We start from the raw sequence: 18,910 nt of genomic DNA, 5'->3' as shown, positions 1-18,910 counted from the left end.
ACAACCCCCGTATTCGTTTTTTTGAACCCACATTTACAAAATGTTAATAAAACTAACTCGAATTATTGATATTTCATTCCAAAAGCATGTTCTACTATGCATCACCCACTGTTGTTATGCCTTATTGCTAACCAATATAGCATATGATAATATGAATTATAAGCACATATCTTATCTAATTTATCATTTTTCTACGTATATTACTTTGAATATAAACTCATTACTTTACATGGTGGTGTAATGTTTGTGGAGTCAAATTTTTATGAAGCTGCGAAGTTTGATATTAGTCGTGAGAGAAAAACTGACACAAGCATGCCATCACGTCATTATCATAATGGCTATGAAATCTTCTATCTCGTCTCTGGTGATATCAGCTACTTTATCGAGGATAAAAGCTATCAGGTGGTTGGCGGCGCGTTATTGATCATCAATGTGAATGAGATTCATAAGCTGGTCAATTCAAGCAGAGAATCATTTGAGCGGATTACGCTGTTGTTTCAAGAGGAATTCCTTGAGGATATGTTTCCTTACAATGACAGCTTTCATGTGCTATCCAGCTTTTCAAGCGGCAAAAATTTCATGCCCTTAAACGGCCAAGAACAAAGCATGATCGAGAAGCTTTTCGATAAAATGATTGCGGAATTTATTAAGCAGCCTCCCGGCTATGAATATTATTTAAAAACACTGCTGTTCGAGCTGCTTATTTTCCTTTACCGCAAGACGTCAACGCTTCCTGCAGCTGAACATGATGGAAGCAATCCGATCAATAAAAAGATTTTCGAAATCGTTGACTATTTGAACCAGCATTATCATGAAAACCAAACGATTCAGGGCATATCCAGCAGGTTTTTCATCAGCTCCTCTTACTTTTGCAAAATGTTTCGGGAGAACACAGGCTTCACCTTCACAGAGTACTTGAACAATGTTCGAATCAAGGAGGCACGCCAGCTCTTAACGGGGAGCACCTTGAAAATAGCTGATATTGCTGAAAAGGTAGGCTTTGAGAGCATGACGCATTTTGGACGTATTTTCAAAGATATTACTGGCCATTCACCGCTCAAATACCGCCAAGCCTATAAGTTTGAATTGAATTAATCCAATAAAAAAAAGCCAACTCCGACGCAAATCATGCGCGGTTGTTGGCTTTTTTAGATTAAGCTAGTTATAGTTCAACCTTATTTCTGCGACTGCTCTACCTGTGCGATTAACGCATCTACCGCTTCATCCACGAGGTCAGGACCATAATTCCATTTATTACGGGTTATGTTTAAGACACGATTATTTTTTACTGCGGGAATGGCTTTATAGAGAGGCTCTTGGAATAGCTTTGTCATCTCTTCCAGCTCTTCATCCTTCATTTGTGTGAAGAAATAGTCTGCAGGCCGATCAGCCAAAGATTCCATCGACAACGCAGCGCCGCCGTCTGCAAATTTCTCAAATTGCTCTGGCATTTGGAAGCCTAGATCCTCATAGATCAGCTTGCCCAAAGTACCGCCTTTGCCTCCCAATAGAACCTCGCCCTTATAAAGAATGAACGTGATGGCGGTTGTACCTTCTTTAATATTAATATTGATCTCATCTCGGATACGCTCAAGCTTCTCCTCGAATGTAGAAATCCATGCTTCCGCCTCTGGCTTCCGGTTCATGACATCGCCCATCGCTCGGAGCGTATTGATGACATCTGGATCGCCGCCCCATGCTACGGCAACCGTTGGAGCTATTTTCTGATAAGTTTCGTAGATTTCAGCGCTATGATAGTCTGGCAGTATAATGATGTCTGGTTGCAGGGCAGATATAGCCTCTGCATTGCCAAGTCCATCACCAATACTTTCAGCCTCTGTCATGGTGTCTGGATATTGTTCAAGTGTACCTTGATCGACCCCAACTGGCTCTAGTCCTAGCGGCAGCAAATAACCACCGTATGTAATGACGACAGCCTTGCTCGGCTTAACGGGGATAGTCACTTCTCGCCCTAATGCATCCTTATAAAGCCTAGTCTCTGCCGGCAATGTATCTGTACTTTCACTTTGCTGCTTATTATCGCCCTCCGTAGACTGCTGCACATTTGAATCTGAACCACCACAAGCAGCAAGCAGCAACGATAGGCTAAACAATAGCGTTACAGCAAAAGAAGGCTTAAAACCAAAACTCATTTCATCCACTCTCCAAGTATCTTGTTGATAATGATTATCACTTTTAACAATATAACCTTCTTCTAGGGAGGGAGCAATGAACGATTCGGGCATAAAATTTGTGCGAACTGAACTTTTTAAACCGAGGTTATGCATTTTGAACTGAGCTGGTGTTTCGCCAGTTTGCTTTTTGAAAAGGCGGCTAAAATAATACATATCTGCATATCCGACACTGTAGGCGATATCACGAATGGTCACCTCTGTTTCATTTAGCAAAAACTTAGCTTGATTCATACGTGTCTGAACGAGATACTCCATAGGGCTGCATCCATATTTTCGTTTAAACACTCTGGAGAGGTAGTGTGTGCTGTAATGAAATATATTCGCGATCATCTCCATGGAGATCGTTTCGTGATAATGCGCATGAATATAATTAGCGATCTGTACAGCCAGATCTGGCGGGGCAGCTTCAGTATCAGCGATACGCAGCTGGCGGAACTGCTCATGCACGAATTGGTAGAAGAGGCCTGTCACCTGCAGCCGGTCCAGCTCTTCACTCAGCTTCCAATGCTGCTGCATAGACTCAAGCAGAGCAAGCAGAGACAAGGGGTGTTTTGCTTTAAAAGTATATTGCTGCCCAAATGGAGCATGCTGTTCAGCTTGTCTTTGGGTAGATTGAGGAGATAAGCCGCGCAAAGGTTTATATAAAATAAGATAGTAGTCAAAAGGACGGCTCAGACAGCTGATATTCAGCGATGCGCCTTTGCCGCCGTGCAGCAGCTGGGAATTTGCGGATTCGACAGCCATTCCATCAAGACTTATTTTAGCCTCACCTTGGTTAGTGAAGATAAAAGCATTTGCTGGAAGGCGGTAAGCTTGCAATCCCTCACCTGTCTTCATTGCCAAATGCCGAATATCAAGCACTTTAACCGGCGTTTGGCTCCATATTGTGATGGTCTCATGCCATTCCATAACCACACCCCGTGACGGATTACATAGAATTATTTTACTAGTGAGAATACATATCATTTATAATATATAATCATATCGTACCCCATTAAGCGCGTATAGAGAAAGCAGGTTTCTGAAAATGGAATTGCATGATCATTTGGTGTCATGGAATCATGCTTTTTGCACCATTTTTGATGTCCGTCACATCAATATGAAAGCCGAAGAATCGTTAACTGCCTACTCCGTACCTGCCAGCATATTTGTGATGTCTATTCAAGGAAGTGCGCAAGTTTGTCTGGATGGTGTCGATCACCATGCCAAACGATTCAAAATATTTCATACTGGCAAAGGATCAGTTTTGGATATTCGTGCTGGTGCGGAGGGGTTTGAATATTATGTTATTTATTATAAAGCACGTATTCCATCGCCTGTTCGGCAGGAAATGATCGATCTGGTAGAGCGCGCCCAACCTTTTCATGCCCAATACGGCTTTGTGCCTGCTTTTCCGGTAGCATTATATCGCAGCATGACAGACATGCATAAGGAATGGGGAAGGGCAGAACCACTGGGGAGATTGCGTGTGAAGGCTTTGCTCCATCAATTTGTATATGATTTATTAAATCAAATGCAGGTACAGGGTGTGCGACCGGAAAAACGCGATTTGGCAGCTCAAATCATTTCGATTATTCATGAACGTTATGCAGAGTCCATTACTTTGGAATCCTTATCTGAAACTTTGAATTACAGTGTTCCCCATTTGTCTACTTATTTCAAAAGCCGGACAGGCCTCAGTCCGATCGATTATTTGATCAAGGTACGCATCGATAAGGCAGCAGAGCTGCTGCTCAGTACCGATGCCACGCTAAGAGAAATCGCTATCGGTATTGGTTATCAGGACCCTTATTATTTAGGCAGAATGTTCAAAAAAAATAAAGGCATGTCACCGACACAATATAAATTGAAGTACTCATCCAAGCACAAGATAGAAGATTATCCTTCCATAAGCATGAGATCGTCCATTGTCTCCCCCAATCTACTCGGCTATACTGATTTAAATGATAATCATTATCAACGAAGTGAAGAGGGAGAAATACCCATGATTAAACCATTCAAACCGTCCATGGTGGCGGGATTGCTATTAAGTTTTATTTTATTATTGAGTGCCTGTGGGGTAGAAAGTGCAGTGGAGACGACTAATCCATCAACAGCGACAGCGTCGCCCCCTGCCGAGGAATCCCAGACCAAAACCATCTCTACGATTGCTGGAGATATAGAAGTTCCCACGCATCCGAAACGAATCGTAGCAGGTGAATATTTAGGAAGCCTCATTGCGCTTGGTGTTGTCCCTATCGGTACTTCTAACCATCATATTAAAAACCCTTATTTCGGTGATGCTTTAAAGGGCGTTGAAGATATAGGAGACGGGAATGGCAATATCGAGAAAATTTTGGAGATGGAACCTGATCTTATAATTATGGATGATACCTACGCTGAAATGAATGAACAACTGCCAAAAATCGCACCTACGGTTATCATACCTTATGCATCATTGAAAACCGTTCATGAGGAAATTACCTATTTCGGCAAGCTGCTCGGTAAGGAACAGGAAGCAGAGAAGTGGCTCAATGATTATGATCGAAGAATAGCCGAAGCCAAGCAAAAAGTATTGCAGGTCGTTCCGGCTGACAGTACCTTCTCCATTCTAGAAATAATGGATAAAAATATTTCTGTGGTAGGCGCAAACTTTGGCAAGGGTGGGCAAGCCGTTTACGGAGGATTTGGCTTCAAGCCGCCAGCTGCCGTTGTTGATGAAATGAAAGATCCGGGCTGGGCATCGATATCCAATGAGGTATTGCCGAAATATGTGGGGGACTATATAATACTGACTTCCGATTCGCATACCCTTGCAGATCTCAAGGCTGATCCGATTTGGAATACGCTTGATGCGGTCAAGAACGATAGGGTGTACATATGGGGAAGCGACCGGTCATGGTAYTGGGACCCCATAGCGATCCTACTCCAGACTGAAGAAATAGCAGAATGGTTAGTTGGTAAGTGACTGTAGTTAATGTGAGTTGCCTGTGGAATAGGGTACAGCAATAATGGGTTATTCAAAAACGAAGATAACAGTGGATATGCAGCTGTTGTCTTCGTTTTATTGATTTCAATTGATTGAACTCATGTGTTTAAATTGTAGCAGGGCTAAAAAGCTATTGCATTCCTTCAAGCGATAAGTTATGATCAACTCAGTTAGTGATTGATCAATTACTAACAAGTGAGTACTTAAAGGTGGAAGATACGATGGAAAAAAATACAGCAGCGTCCGTTAATCGCCGTACAGATATTATTGCTGCTGCGATTGAAGTTTTCGCTGAAATTGGATATTATCGCGCGACAACCGCAAAGGTTGCTGAACGTGCTCAAATATCACAGCCGTATGTTTTTCGTTTTTTTGCAACGAAGGAAATTCTGTTGAAAGAAGCTTTGGAGGTTTCATGGACACGCATCGTAGATGCATTTCGCAGCGTGATTGAGACAGCGGGACCAGAGCAGCTTGAGAAGGAGCTTGTTGAAGCTTATATAGAAGTCATGAAATCGTATCAGAATGAAACGCTGCTGTTAATGCAGGCTCAGACGATAAAAGACGAAGCGATTGTCGAGGTTATGCGAAATGGATATCGTGAAGTGCAGCAGTTAGTGTTACATGCATTCCAGCAAGCTGGGCTTGAGAATCCGAAAGATAAAACGGTTATATTTTTGGCTAGAGGCATGCTGTGTAATGTCTCGATGGCGCTAGCCTTGCCGGAGTTAATGTATTAGAGCTGATTTTTGGCTCTTTAACCTATTGATGTAATTGATCAATCAATAAATGTTTTACATCAATAAAATACATTTAAAATACTTGGCATATTAGGGGCTACCGTGGCTATTTAGATACAGACCGTGTTAGAAGTTTGCCAAGGTAATTGATTTGTTGTTTGTTTTTGAAGTCAATGCATTGCTCGTACGCCAACGTGTTAGTGATTGATCAATCACAAATTTGAGGAGTGAATAATAATGAAAAAAGCTATTGTATTAGGTGCTACCGGAGGTACAGGTGCTCCCATTGTTGAGGAGCTTCTAAAGAGAGGAATCGAGACTACGGCATTCGGGCGGTCTCATCAAAAGCTGAAACAGCTTGCGATGGAATTGGGTAATCCTAAGCATCTATCGCTTAAAGTTGGAGATGTTCTTAATACCAAAGAGCTGATATCAGCTTGCGAAGGTCATGAGGTTATTTTTAGCTGCGCGAATGTGCCGTACAATGACATGCATACGAAGCTGATCCCTATGGGAGAGGCAGTTATGGAGGCTGCTAATCAGCTTGGTGCAAAAATCGTCGTTGTGGATGGCATTTATCCTTATGGGAGAAAAACGACTAATCAGGCAACTGAGGATCATCCTAAAAATCCGCACACTAAAAAAGGAAAGATTCGACTGCAGTACGAGCAAATGGTGTTTAGCCCACGGTGGAATAAGGCGCATAAAATGATTGTTCGTTTACCTGACTATTATGGCCCATCTGCTAACCAAGCATCCTATTTGGGATCCACTTTAGAGGGAATTGCAGCTGGCAAACCTTCCGTATTTATTGGAACGATGAAGGTTGCTCGTGAATTTGTTTATTTGCCGGATGCGGCAATTATGATCGTGGAGCTGGCCATTAGGGAGGATGCTTATGAGCAGAACTGGCATATTCCAGCGTCAGGCGTCATCTCTGGCCGCGATTTTGTAAAGATAGCCCAGAGGGCAGCAGGTACGTCAAAACCAGTCATACCGCTTGGCAAAATGGGCTTATCGCTGCTCGGTTTATTTTCCCCAGTTATGAAAGAGGTCGTTGAGATGCTGTATTTAACTGAGGAACCATTCTTATTAAGCGGTGAAAAATATATGCGGCTTGTCGGACCGATCCCTGCCACTCCATACGAGATAGGGATTAAGGCTACAATTAATACACTTATGAAACGGAATGAAGTAAAAGAGGCAATATCGCGTTGAGGCTAAAAAAGTACGGATTGAAATACGGCGAATTGTGGTTTTAAACAACCACAGTTCGCGGTATTTTGTTAAAAAACAGAAGGGATAGTGGGTTTGATTTAAAAAAAGGAGGGAAGATTAGTGGTAAATGAGGCGTGTTGCCATTTTGCAAGCATTGACTACAGGCATATAAAAGGTGATGTATTGCCGAGGTTTATTACGGGATTTAACAGGAGTTGAAGTGAAAGCTACAGCTCTAAGGCTTCCTTTGTAATCTTTTGAATATCGACAGGACAATTGGAGCTTTCTTTCACGATGTCTGGTAAAATGTTCTCTAAAAAATAATCTACACAATGCAGCTTTATTTTTTTGATTTTGACGAGCGCTTCACGGTACATAACGACAAATTCCTTTTCGGTGTTGCCTCTTTGCAATTCCGTAAGCGCCTCGTAAACTTGATCAAGCTTATCAGCTACTTCAAGAATTAGACCTTCGACGGATTCATCCTTGCCCTCGCGCAGTTGTCTGCGGAAAATAGGCTTAAATTCTTCAGGAATATTTTCCTCGATAAAAAGAGCGATCATGCCTTCCTCAACCTTTTGCAGCATGCCACGCAGTTCTAAGGAGTAATGCTTCACTGGTGTTTTAATGTCTCCAATAAATATTTCACCATAATCATGGCTGCTCGTAATTTCGTAAAGCTTCTTCCAGTCTATTGTGACGCCGTTCGTTTCTTCAATATCTGCTAATGTTTTGGCGTATTGAACAACCTTCCAAGAATGAGCGGATACGCTGTGCTCTTCAAACTTAAATTTACCTGGACAACGAATGATACGTTCGAGATCGTTAAGTGATTGAAAGTACGTATGAATTCCCATAGCATGCAATTCCTTTCTTTTTCCCAAAGATGATGTACAATGCGAGGCATTAGAGTTAGTATAAAGCTCATTTGTTAATGGACGATAAAATGAATTAGGTAATATATGTAATAACTAATAGGGCAAGCATTGATTTATTCTCTTGTCAGTATGACGTAATCCTGCTATTATCATAATGACTTATTAAAGATCTTTAATAAGTCGGCATGAACCTTCTTAAACAAATGGATGACGAACACCAAGGAGATCAGATAACGATGGCAACGTTCTTTTTAATTATTATTTATTTGGCTTTTATTAGTTTAGGATTGCCGGATTCCTTGCTCGGATCGGCATGGCCTGTGATGAGAATGGATTTGAATGCGTCATTAGGAACGGCTGGAAGCATTTCCATGGTTATTGCAGCTAGCACGATCGTTTCGAGCTTGATAAGTGGTACCGTACTGCACCGTTTTGGCACGGGGAAGGTAACGCTTGTGAGCTGCATCCTGACAGCAGGAGCTCTACTTGGTTTTGCATGGTCTCCTTCAATTATATGGTTAATTATTTTTGCGATTCCTTTAGGTATTGGCGCGGGCAGTGTAGATGCAGGATTAAACAACTATGTGGCTACCCATTACAAAGCTCATCATATGAGCTGGCTGCACTGTTTTTGGGGAGTAGGAGCTACGTTAGGTCCAATCATTATGGCTTCGTCTATCTCAGGTCAAAATCTTTGGAGAGATGGTTATCTCACGGTTGCAGTTATTCAGTTTATTTTAGTCGTCATTTTATTTGTTTCTCTTCCTTTATGGGATAAAGTTGCAAAAAACAGCCATGTCATAAATGCTGATGCTCAAAACGAGCTGCATGATCAGAAGTTGGAGCAGGCCGCTGAAAATAAGAAGCCATGGCAAATAAAAGGGGTCAAATTAGCGATGCTAACCTTTTTATTTTACTGCGGCATTGAAGCCAGCATGGGATTATGGGGAAGCAGCTTTCTTGTAAATATTAAAGATTTGCCTGCAGCGACAGCTGCGCAATGGGTATCATGGTTCTTTGTCGGAATTACAGTTGGTCGAATGATTACTGGATTTATAACATTTAAAATGAGCAGTCGCATGCTGATTAGGTACGGCCAGCTGATCGCATTAATCGGAACAGTAGTGCTAGTGCTGCCGTTGCCATCTATCGTCTCGCTTGTCGGATTTATGATTGTAGGGCTTGGATTAGCTCCGATATTTCCGTGTATGCTGCATGAAACACCTGCGCGATTYGGGAAAAAGAACGCACAGTCTATTATGGGTTTTCAGATGGCTGCTGCCTATACGGGCAGTACGCTAGTGCCCCCTTTTCTAGGATTGCTTGCAACGAATACAACGATTAGTATTTTTCCATGGTTTATTATTATATTTGCGATTGCTATGCTCTTGTGTACGGAAAAATTAAACAACTTTTTGAAAAGATTGCATGTAGGAATAGCAGTGAAATAAGTCCCAGCATTAGCTGAGGCTTAAAGGAAGAAAAGAATGAATAAATAAGAGAATATACTTAGAAGCCACAACCGTATCTGGTTGTGGTTTTTTTTGCATTATGCGATATTAGCCAGCATTTTTCTATTATTATCATTCTACAACCGATTGTATTTAATGAAGCCATACTGTAATATCTTTATTAATTATATGGATTTTTATTACAATAATATGAAGCTATCATTTTAATTTATGGGTAGAACGGGCTAAAGGCGGGAGAAAATGAAGAGATTCATTCCGAATAAAATGTATATTCCGTTTACGTACAAGATGATGATTCCGTATCTTATTCTTGTGCTGCTGACTGACGCTGTAATCGGATACATCTCCTATACGATGCTCATTGAGTCGAGAACAGAGATGGCAGAAACGAATATTCGGACGGCTATGAAGCAGACGAGGAGCAATATTGAATATCAGCTGGATGAGATCCAGCGAATGTCCAGTACACTTTTCAGCAGCATTACTTTCCAGAACGCTCTTCAATTTGAAGGAGACCAGCTCGATATGATGCTTAAAATGAGGGATGATATTATTCCGCAAATGAAGGCGCCTCTCCTGCTGTATGGAAACAATATTAGACTGGCGCTCTATACGGTAAACGAAAATATGCTTGAAGTTTCGGGCGATGATATGGCCACCCCGATTGGCAGGCGTGACTATTATGTTCTATCTCATCACAGTATAGAGAATACGGATTGGTTTAAATCCATTTCCTCTACATTCCAAGACCATCTATGGATTCAGGTCGATTCGGACCAAAAACTAAACAACATCTCTCATTTCCGTAGATTAGTCACATCCAGCGGCATTTCGTCTACGATCGGCTATTTGCGCGTTACGGCTCGCTTCGATGAATTGTTAGGCAACTTTGATACATTCCCAATCGAAGAGGGCATTAGCCTGCGATTAATTGATATGGCTTCTGGACTTAATCTATATGAACGAGGAAGCATAGATGAGAAGGCTAGCATGAAATCATATTTGAGTGTGAGGGAAGAGATTCCAGGAACAAATTTTGTGATCGAGACGTTGGTTCCTCATTCCTATCTAAATAAAGATGCGACCAGAATGAAAAAAGCGATAAGTACCGTTTGCTTCATCAGTTTCTTGGTTATGGCGTTTATCGGAGTGATTGTTGCCCGTCTGTCAGGGAAAAAGATGAAGCGTATTGTAACGCTCGTGCAATCGTTCCAAGAAGGGAATTTTTATAAGCGGATTGGTTTTACAGGAAATGATGAATTTGTTCATATTGCAGATTCTTTTAATCAGATGGCAACCAGCATTCAGGACCTCATCAAAAATGTATATGTGCAGGGCATTCAGAAAAAACAGGCAGAGCTTGATGTGCTCCAAGCGCAAATTAGCCCTCATTTTTTATACAATACACTCTCAACGATCGGCAGTCTGGCTAACTTAGGGGAAGTAGATAAAGTAACAAAGATGGTGCAGGCGCTGTCCAAGTTTTATCGGCTTACGCTAAACGGAGGCAATGTTTATATCACGCTTGAGAAAGAGCTTGAACAGGTGGAATCCTATCTAGACATTCAAAGAGTGAAGTATGCAGATACCTTTAAGGTGTATTTCGATATTGAGCCTGAAATTGCACATATCCCGGTTATTAAGCTGATTCTTCAGCCGTTTGTCGAAAATATTTTCAAACATGCTTGGTTTGGGGAAACGATCGCTATTCGTATTACTGGGAAACGTCTCGGGAGCCATATTGAGCTGAAAATTATTGATAACGGGATCGGGATGAGACCGGAAACGCTGAAAAGAATGCTGGCAAGCACGATCCATTCAGACCGATACGGTCTGAAAAATGTGGAGGAACGTATCAAGCTAAGATACGGTAAGGACTTTGGCATTCATATCGGCAGCATATATGGAGCAGGAACGACGGTGCAAATTATTCTTCCGATCGATGAAGAAATCATTGAAGATTTGGAACCGCTGTCATAATGATGCGCCAGAGGAGGAGAGTACCGACATGGATATCAGCATCCTATTGGTAGACGATGAAGCAATAGATTTGGAGTGGTTAAGGCGCCGGGTAGCGGGCAATGAACAGCTATCCCTCCAAGATGTAGGAACGGCAATCAGTGGATTTGCAGCTTTGAAGATAATGGAACAGAAGCGCATCGATCTTATTTTGTCCGACATTCGAATGCCGATCATGTCTGGAATGGAGTTTGCTCGCAAGGCAAAGGAAATTAATCCTCAGGTTCATATTATTTTTATAAGCGGACATCAGGATTTCAGTTATGCCAAAGAGGCCATTCAACTGAATGCCAGCGGTTATTTGCTTAAGCCTGTAGATGATAGTGAGCTCAATGATATGCTCGTTCTCATTTGCTCTAAGATTGAGAACGAACGGCAGCAGAATATGGCCTTGTCTGAAACCTTATCGCTAGTAAATCAGGAGCTGCTGCTTCGGTGGTTTAATGAAGCGACGCCAGGTCAGGTTGAAGCACATATTCATACGATTTTATCGCCTCTGTTACAGCAGGGAGCTTCTGTCTCGATTATTGAGATTGATGATCTCGCATGGAAGCTTAAGGAGAAAAGTGAGGAAGAGCGGCGATTGTTTATGAATCAGATCACCCTCTTTATTCGCAATTTTGCATTGGACAACAACTTGGGCAGTATGATGACAAGCTATGATTACCATTATGTTCTGCTGGCTGCTGTTCAAGAGGAGTATATGACGGCGTTGCTGGAACAACTCGTTCGGCAATTTAATGAGACGTTCTCTTGCTCCATTACGATTGGGATGGGCATGTACACGAATGATATCGCTAAGCTTCATGACTCCTATCGGCAGGCGAAAGCAGGATTAAGCATCAAATGGATCATGGGTAAAAATCGAATCATTCAAGGCGCTTTCCAGTGGAGCCCCAAACAATCAGCCGCATCAAATTTTGAAGAGGTTGTTGATGTTATGCTTCGAGCGATGCTGGAGTATGACCTGACGACTATTGACGACTGTTTGCTTCAGCTCTTAAACGGTGAAAAACCGTTGACCCAGAAAAACGATATTTATGATCTCATTATTCGTATTACCTCCAAGCTTCATGCTGATTTGCAGCAAATGAATGAACATATGTACGAAATGCTGAAATGGGAATCTCATCATCCGATTATTTTATTTGAATTTGAAACGGTGCATGATATCCTCTCTTGGCTGAGGAGACGGTTCTTTGAACTGTCTGAACTGCTGTATTTAAAGAAGCAGCGGCAGAAGCGCAAGCTGATTGATCAAATTACAGCCTATATCGAGCAGCGATTGGATCATAAAATAACGCTCAATGAGGTTGCTGCCCACTTTGACTTCACACCAAATTATTTGGGACAGCTATTTAAAACAGAGACGAACATACTATTCAGCGATTATCTCAATCAATTGCGGATGGAGCGGGTGTGCGAGCTATTAAAGGACCCGGCAAAGAAGGTTTATGAAATTGCCGAGCAGGTCGGCTATAAAAATATTATTTATTTCAATAGACAATTCAAACAAGCGATGGGGCTGTCACCTGGAGAATATCGAAAAAAGCATAAAATCTAAAAAATGTAGTGCAAGGCTCAAGTCAAAAACAGGCGTTGGGCTATTTTTTTTGCAAAAGATATTCAAATCGTTGATTTAGTATTGGTTTTAGTTGTTTCACATAATTAATTTATTTACCGCTGCTTTTTATAATATGTGTACATAGAGAAGAGAGGGGCAGTGTTGATGATTCGACATCGATTTTGGAATGATCTGAACAAGTATAAAGTAATCCTTTTCATGCTGGCGCCTGCCGTTCTATTTTATCTCCTGTTTGCCTACATTCCGATGGTCGGCATCATTCTTGCTTTTAAGCATTATGATTATGCGGGCGGTGTGTTTGGAAGTCCGTGGAATGGCCTCGACAACATTCGCTTTTTCTTCGAATCGGGCGATGCTTGGCGGGTGACAAGAAACACGGCGTTGTACAACATAGCTTTTATAGTCGTAAACAACTTACTGCAAATGTTCGCGGCCATATTTTTGTTTGAGGTTGGCGGCAAATGGTTCCGTAAAATTACGCAAACGGTTATTTTTCTCCCATACTTTATCTCTTGGGTCGTAGTTGGAGCGATTGCCTACAATTTATTGAATAGTGACATTGGTACGGTGAACGTCCTGCTGAAGAGCTTTGGGATGGAGCCGGTCGACATTTATAATACACCTGAATATTGGCCGTTTATACTTGTATTTGTCTCCGCTTGGAAGATGCTTGGTTATGGAACGGTAATGTACTTGGCCGCTATTACGAGCATTGACACGGAAATGTATGAAGCTGCTGAAATTGATGGGGCTAATATTTTCCAAAGAATGATGCGAGTCACGATTCCGAACCTGTATCCGACCATTATTATTTTAGTCTTATTGGCAGTCGGCAACATCTTCCGCGGTGATTTCGGCATGTTCTACAACATGGTTGGCAATAACGGGGTGTTGTTCTCCTCCACAGATGTCATCGATACCTTCGTATTTAGGTCACTTATCACAACCAACGAGATCGGAATGTCAGCGGCGGCAGGCGTGTATCAGTCTATACTTGGCTTCACGACAATCATGCTAGTCAACTATGCTGTTCGTAAATATGATAAGGATCGCGCTTTATTCTGAATGGGGGTCAAGACATGAATGCATCCGGCTTGAGTTTAAATAAGAAAGCAGTCAAGGCTGCTAAAATAAAAAAAGTGGATCAACGGTTATTTTATGCGATTGGCTATACCGCGCTTGTGATGCTGGCCTTGTTATGTATCGTTCCATTTATTTTGATCTTATCGTCATCCCTAACGGATGAGAGCAAAATTGTTGTGGACGGGTTTCAGCTTTTCCCAAGCGAATTTTCATTGGAAGCTTACAAAATACTTTTCAAATACCCGGATCAAATGATTAATGCTTACATCGTAACAATAGCTGTTACCGCGATTGGCACGATAGCTGGTTTGTTTCTAACGTCGATGACTGCTTATTGTCTAAGTAGAAAGGATTTTAAATGGCGTAATCACTTTTCGTTTTATTTCTTCTTCACCACATTGTTCAGCGGCGGACTTGTTCCTTGGTATTTGCTCATCGTCAACTATCTCCATATGAAGGATACCGCGCTAGCTTTAATTGTCCCGCTGTTGTTCAATGTTTTCTATATTATCGTGATGAAGTCATTCATGAGCGGTATACCGGAAGCGATTACGGAGTCAGCAAAAATAGATGGTGCAGGCGATTTTCTAATCTTTATGCGACTTATTCTTCCACTGTCCAAGCCAGCTTTGGCTACAATAGGTTTGTTCTTGGCACTCGGATACTGGAATGATTGGTATAATGCGCTGTTATTTATTTCGAATGAGAAATTAATGCCGCTTCAGTATTATTTGTACAAAATGTTAGGCAATATGGACGGCATGCGCAAGGCGATGATGGGATCAGGCGCGGTTGTTACGACAAGCCTTCCGACAGAGGGTTTAAAGATGGCGATGACGATCGTAGCAAGCGGACCCATTCTAATCGCTTATCCATTCGTTCAAAAATATTTTGTTAGAGGATTAACGATTGGCGCTGTAAAAGGATAGTTCCAGGCAATCCTGGTTTATCAATATATGAATTGGGGGTCTCCAGCATGTTTAAGAAAAAATCGCTTTGGCTGGCATTTGTACTAACATTCGTTTTCATTTTAAGTGCATGCTCAGGCAACAGCAACAAAGAAGCCGCATCTCCGAAACCAGCGAACGAAGGAACCGAGACCGCTACGGAACAGCCAGCTACTGAGCAGCCTGCCGCTGCAGAAGAGGGGATCGATACTTCCAAGGAAGTTAAGCTTAAAATGATTTTTGTAGGTCCGAAGCCGGTAGATTATGATACGGTGTTTGCTGAAATTAATAAGAAGCTGAAGGAAAAAATTAATGCGACAATTGATGGCGAATTTCTAGATTGGTCCGATTGGGCTCAAAAGTATCCATTGAAACTAGCAGCCAATGAAGAATTTGACTTAATTTATTCCGCGAACTGGGCTGGATATAATGATCAGGCGTTGAAGGGCGGATTTTTAGAGCTAACGGAAGATATGCTGTCTAAATACATGCCGGAAACTTGGGAAATCATGCCGAAATCCAGCTGGGATCAAGCAAAGGTTGACGGCAAGCTATACATGGTACCACAGAACAGCGGAGAGTCCGTTGAGAAGCTCATCTTGTACCGTGAAGATTTGCGTGTAAAATATAATCTTCCTGCGATCGACAGTCCTGAAGCTTACGCGAATTACTTAAAGGCGGTTTCTGAAAATGAGAAGGGTATCGTACCCTTTACTCCAGAAACAGGTGATTGGAAGCTGCACAATTTAGATCGTATTTTGCTTAAGCAGCAAAGTGAGTGGAATATGCTTGATTTCGATCTTCCGATCGGATTTAAGCTGACAGATGAGACGGGCAAAATCTTCAATGTGTATGAAACAGAAGAGTTCAAGCAGTTGCTCTACTACTATAAGGATCTTGCAGATCATAATGCTTGGTCAAAAAACGTATTGAACAACAAAAACGATCACCAGCAGGATTTTAAAGAAGGCAAAACGGCTTCGATTACTCATAATATGGGTACGCTCGGTTCCTTGAAGGCGGCGATGGAAAGAGAAAACTCTCCATATAAAGCTGCACTTGCTGATATTACGCCTGCTAAGAAAAAGTCTCAAGCCGTTGCTACGCAAAATGGAACATCGGTTCATGCGACTTCGAAAAATCCAGAACGTGCGCTCATGTTCATTAACTTGATGCAAAATGATAAAGAACTTCATAATCTCGTGATGTACGGTATTGATGGCGTGAATTATGTAGCTGATGGCGACGATAAACTTAAGTCGACAGACAAGACTGCCAATTATACGGGCTTCTCCAACTGGAGCTTTAACTCGCCTCTCAATCGTACGGATGCGGCATTCCCAGAAGAGGCATCTGCCATGAGCAAAGCATGGGAAGCAACGGTATATCACTACCCGCTTGAAACCTTTGTATTCGACAACAGCAAAGTGAAAACAGAAGTGGCTAATGTGAGCAACGTCATGCTCCGTTATGCGATTCCACTCGAATACGGTGCGATTAAAGATGTAGATAAAGGCTTGGAAGATTTGCAGAAAAAAATCAAGGCTGCTGGAATCGATAAGATTATTGCAGAGGTACAAAGCCAAGTTGATGCATTCCTTGCAGCGCGGAAATAATTGAAAAAAAAATCAGCCCCCAGATTGTATCTGAGGGCTGATTTTCTGTTTGAAATATAAGATTGTATAAGTTTTCATCTTATAAGCCACTTATATTTAACGGTCAAAGCTGCTTTAGCGTCAAATAGACGCCGAAGGCGTTTTTGCTGCGGCAGCCGTTTTTTTCTCGCGAAATAACATAAAAAATAGCATAGATGCCGTGACATAGAGTGCTCCAGTTATGCTGAACGTGATGGCGTATCCCCAGTAGTAGCCATAGGTAGCAATGAGATGAGAATGAATGGGTCCCATCGTAGCCCATCCAAGCATAAAAGCTGTCTGCATACAGGAGTTGGCTAGGCTTTGCTTTTTTGCAGAAACCCGGTCGATCAAAATAGCCGATTGCAGCGGATTGGCCGCATTCATAAGCGCTTGTCTGAATAGAAAGCTTATAGAAGCGACGAGTAACAGGTTTGTAAAACCCGTTAATAGCAGGAATGGCAGCGATAAAGTTTGAAAAATAACGATCGCTTTCACTTGTCCAACTCGATTGGCGAGCGACGGGCCAATGAGCATAGAGATAATGGTCATGACTTGACCTAATGAAAGCAATAAGCTCATCGCACTAAGCGATATCGAGAACCGATTGGTGAAATACAAATTCAAATAAGGAACAACAAGACCCGATCCGATACCAATCAAAAGCTGTATGGAGGCGAACTTAATAATAAATGACATTTCTTTATTAGGATGTGCTGTTTGGTTTGAAGCAGGCTGCTCGCTTGTTGCTTCAACACTTTCCTTCTGGCTGCGCGCAGATTCCCTAATGGCTTGCAAAGGTAGAAATGCTGCCATTGTCGCTATACTGCCTGCAAGTAAAACGATTTTAAAAGAGAGCAGCTTACTTAGTCCTGCCGCCTGCATAATATCTGCAATGACGCCTCCGCCCAGGCTGCCGCCGACCTGCGAGGCGAGTACAAATGCTGAAAAAATACTGAAAATGCGCAGTCGATCTGCTTTTGCTACGTTTGTGGCAAGAAAGGGAATGGCAAGCACCTGAAAGATCGCAGCAAATAAGCCGGTCAGAACGGCCATTGTAAGTAAGCTGCTTTCTGTTTCAAATAATGAGCGTCCAGCGAGTACCACACCGCTGCAAAGAGCGCCAATGACGAGCAAACGCTTACGGCTGGCGCGATCGCCGAATAAGCCAATGGGAATGAAACATAACGCGGTTGCGAGTGATTGCATACTGACGATTTTTCCGCTCATGGCATCGGGGTAACCGAGCTCGTGGATGTACAAATTGTAGAGTACCGAGAACATGCCCGTACCGATTTGATATAACATGTTTGCTAGAAAAAATAAACGAATATTGCGGGACCAGCCCTGCCACTCTGTGGCGGTAGATTGAAAGAATTTCACGTAGATGCCTCCTGATGCTATACCAAACTACATTACTCCTCTGGCAACAGTAAATCAATCGGAAATTATTATGTAAGGAAAAATAAATAGAGTGCTGTTGTCTAATAGGTTGAAACCTAGGAGAGCAATTCCCTCCCTCGATCAATCATGATATGCTAAATGTACGACTTTAAAGATGAGGTGGGAGTTTTCTATGCAAACATTTGTAATGCTCGGCAGTATTTTGATGGTGCTGGCGGTTGCTATTGGTGCATTCGGCGCACACGCGCTGAAAAGCAAAATAACAGCGGATAAGCTAAAGGTATATGAGGTAGGCGTGCAGTACCATATTGCGCATGCATTAGGCTTGATATTAATTGGACTGCTGGTAGGACAGTATCCAGATGTTCAGCTTATCGTTACCGGAGGCTGGTTTTTGGTAGCGGGCATTATTTTGTTCTCGGGAAGCTTATATGTGCTGAGTGTTGCCAAAGCCCGGTTTCTTGGTCCAATTACACCGCTAGGCGGACTTTCATTTATGATTGGCTGGGTGCTTGTCGTTGTGGGTGTTCTTTAGGAGCATCTCTAACGAAATTGGATTTGGAATGAGTAAAGAGAGAATATCAAAAGAGTTAGGATCAAAAAAATGACACCAGCCCTATAGTGAAGTGCACCCCTTAGAATAGACATTGGAAAAACCCCTAGGTTATTCCGATGAAATTCTAGGGGGTGTATTTTTGTGGCGGTTAAAGGGCAAAAGTTTAAGCATTATGAAGATACAACGAAAGTGGAGGCAATCCGCTTACATG

Annotated in this window: 14 protein-coding genes; 11 read left to right on the top strand and 3 right to left on the bottom strand. The window is 42.1% G+C overall.

The window, feature by feature from the left end; all coding sequences use genetic code 11:
* Positions 1–246: 246 nt before the first annotated feature.
* Positions 247–1,095 (top strand): helix-turn-helix transcriptional regulator, encoded by an 849-nt coding sequence (locus AC1DPK_RS29515; protein WP_339206102.1) that lies wholly within the window; start codon positions 247–249, stop codon positions 1,093–1,095.
* 80 nt (positions 1,096–1,175) lie between these two features.
* On the opposite strand, the gene AC1DPK_RS29510 is transcribed toward AC1DPK_RS29515, so the two are convergent.
* Positions 1,176–3,104 (bottom strand): ABC transporter substrate-binding protein, encoded by a 1,929-nt coding sequence (locus tag AC1DPK_RS29510; protein ID WP_477512469.1) that lies wholly within the window; start codon positions 3,102–3,104, stop codon positions 1,176–1,178.
* Positions 3,105–3,222: 118 nt separating this feature from the next.
* Between AC1DPK_RS29510 and AC1DPK_RS29505 the strand changes: the two genes are divergently transcribed.
* From AC1DPK_RS29505 to AC1DPK_RS29495, 3 genes are all read left to right on the top strand, one after another.
* Complete coding sequence (locus tag AC1DPK_RS29505; RefSeq protein ID WP_477512468.1) at positions 3,223–5,142, top strand: AraC family transcriptional regulator; 1,920 nt, start codon at positions 3,223–3,225, stop codon at positions 5,140–5,142.
* 242 nt (positions 5,143–5,384) lie between these two features.
* Positions 5,385–5,903: a TetR/AcrR family transcriptional regulator gene (locus tag AC1DPK_RS29500; protein WP_477512467.1), complete on the top strand. Its 519-nt coding sequence runs from the start codon at positions 5,385–5,387 to the stop codon at positions 5,901–5,903.
* Between the two features lie 237 nt (positions 5,904–6,140).
* Positions 6,141–7,121 carry an NAD(P)H-binding protein gene (locus AC1DPK_RS29495; protein WP_477512466.1) on the top strand — a complete coding sequence of 327 codons (981 nt, stop codon included), beginning with the start codon at positions 6,141–6,143 and terminating at the stop codon, positions 7,119–7,121.
* Positions 7,122–7,348: 227 nt separating this feature from the next.
* On the opposite strand, the gene AC1DPK_RS29490 is transcribed toward AC1DPK_RS29495, so the two are convergent.
* Positions 7,349–7,978, bottom strand: a complete 630-nt coding sequence (locus AC1DPK_RS29490) for a YfbR-like 5'-deoxynucleotidase (RefSeq protein ID WP_477512465.1) — start codon at positions 7,976–7,978, stop codon at positions 7,349–7,351.
* 257 nt (positions 7,979–8,235) lie between these two features.
* On the opposite strand from AC1DPK_RS29490, the gene AC1DPK_RS29485 reads away from it, so the two are divergent.
* The 6 genes from AC1DPK_RS29485 (at position 8,236) to AC1DPK_RS29460 (ending at position 16,721) form a co-directional block, all read left to right on the top strand.
* Positions 8,236–9,450 (top strand): MFS transporter, encoded by a 1,215-nt coding sequence (locus AC1DPK_RS29485; RefSeq protein ID WP_441881178.1) that lies wholly within the window; start codon positions 8,236–8,238, stop codon positions 9,448–9,450.
* 261 nt (positions 9,451–9,711) lie between these two features.
* The gene (locus AC1DPK_RS29480; RefSeq protein ID WP_441881177.1) at positions 9,712–11,451 is read left to right on the top strand and encodes a sensor histidine kinase; all 1,740 of its coding nucleotides are present in this window, start codon (positions 9,712–9,714) and stop codon (positions 11,449–11,451) included.
* A 28-nt stretch (positions 11,452–11,479) separates the two neighbouring features.
* Positions 11,480–13,054 carry a response regulator gene (locus AC1DPK_RS29475; RefSeq protein ID WP_477512464.1) on the top strand — a complete coding sequence of 525 codons (1,575 nt, stop codon included), beginning with the start codon at positions 11,480–11,482 and terminating at the stop codon, positions 13,052–13,054.
* Between the two features lie 165 nt (positions 13,055–13,219).
* A complete protein-coding gene (locus AC1DPK_RS29470) occupies positions 13,220–14,140 on the top strand; it encodes an ABC transporter permease (RefSeq protein WP_339206112.1) in 921 nt (306 codons plus the stop codon).
* Positions 14,141–14,154: 14 nt separating this feature from the next.
* On the top strand, positions 14,155–15,087 hold the full coding sequence (locus AC1DPK_RS29465) for a carbohydrate ABC transporter permease (RefSeq protein WP_076270694.1): 933 nt from the start codon (positions 14,155–14,157) through the stop codon (positions 15,085–15,087).
* 47 nt (positions 15,088–15,134) lie between these two features.
* Positions 15,135–16,721 carry an ABC transporter substrate-binding protein gene (locus tag AC1DPK_RS29460; protein WP_477512463.1) on the top strand — a complete coding sequence of 529 codons (1,587 nt, stop codon included), beginning with the start codon at positions 15,135–15,137 and terminating at the stop codon, positions 16,719–16,721.
* A gap of 120 nt (positions 16,722–16,841) precedes the next feature.
* Here AC1DPK_RS29460 and AC1DPK_RS29455 read toward each other — a convergent pair whose 3' ends face one another.
* Positions 16,842–18,122 carry an MFS transporter gene (locus tag AC1DPK_RS29455; protein ID WP_477512462.1) on the bottom strand — a complete coding sequence of 427 codons (1,281 nt, stop codon included), beginning with the start codon at positions 18,120–18,122 and terminating at the stop codon, positions 16,842–16,844.
* A gap of 193 nt (positions 18,123–18,315) precedes the next feature.
* On the opposite strand from AC1DPK_RS29455, the gene AC1DPK_RS29450 reads away from it, so the two are divergent.
* A complete protein-coding gene (locus AC1DPK_RS29450) occupies positions 18,316–18,678 on the top strand; it encodes a DUF423 domain-containing protein (RefSeq protein WP_339206118.1) in 363 nt (120 codons plus the stop codon).
* The last annotated feature ends 232 nt before the right edge of the window (positions 18,679–18,910 follow it).

Source organism: Paenibacillus sp. 01T424 (genome assembly GCF_056398745.1).
Note: the sequence above shows the minus strand (reverse complement) of the source record. Positions and strands in the feature narration are given on the sequence as shown.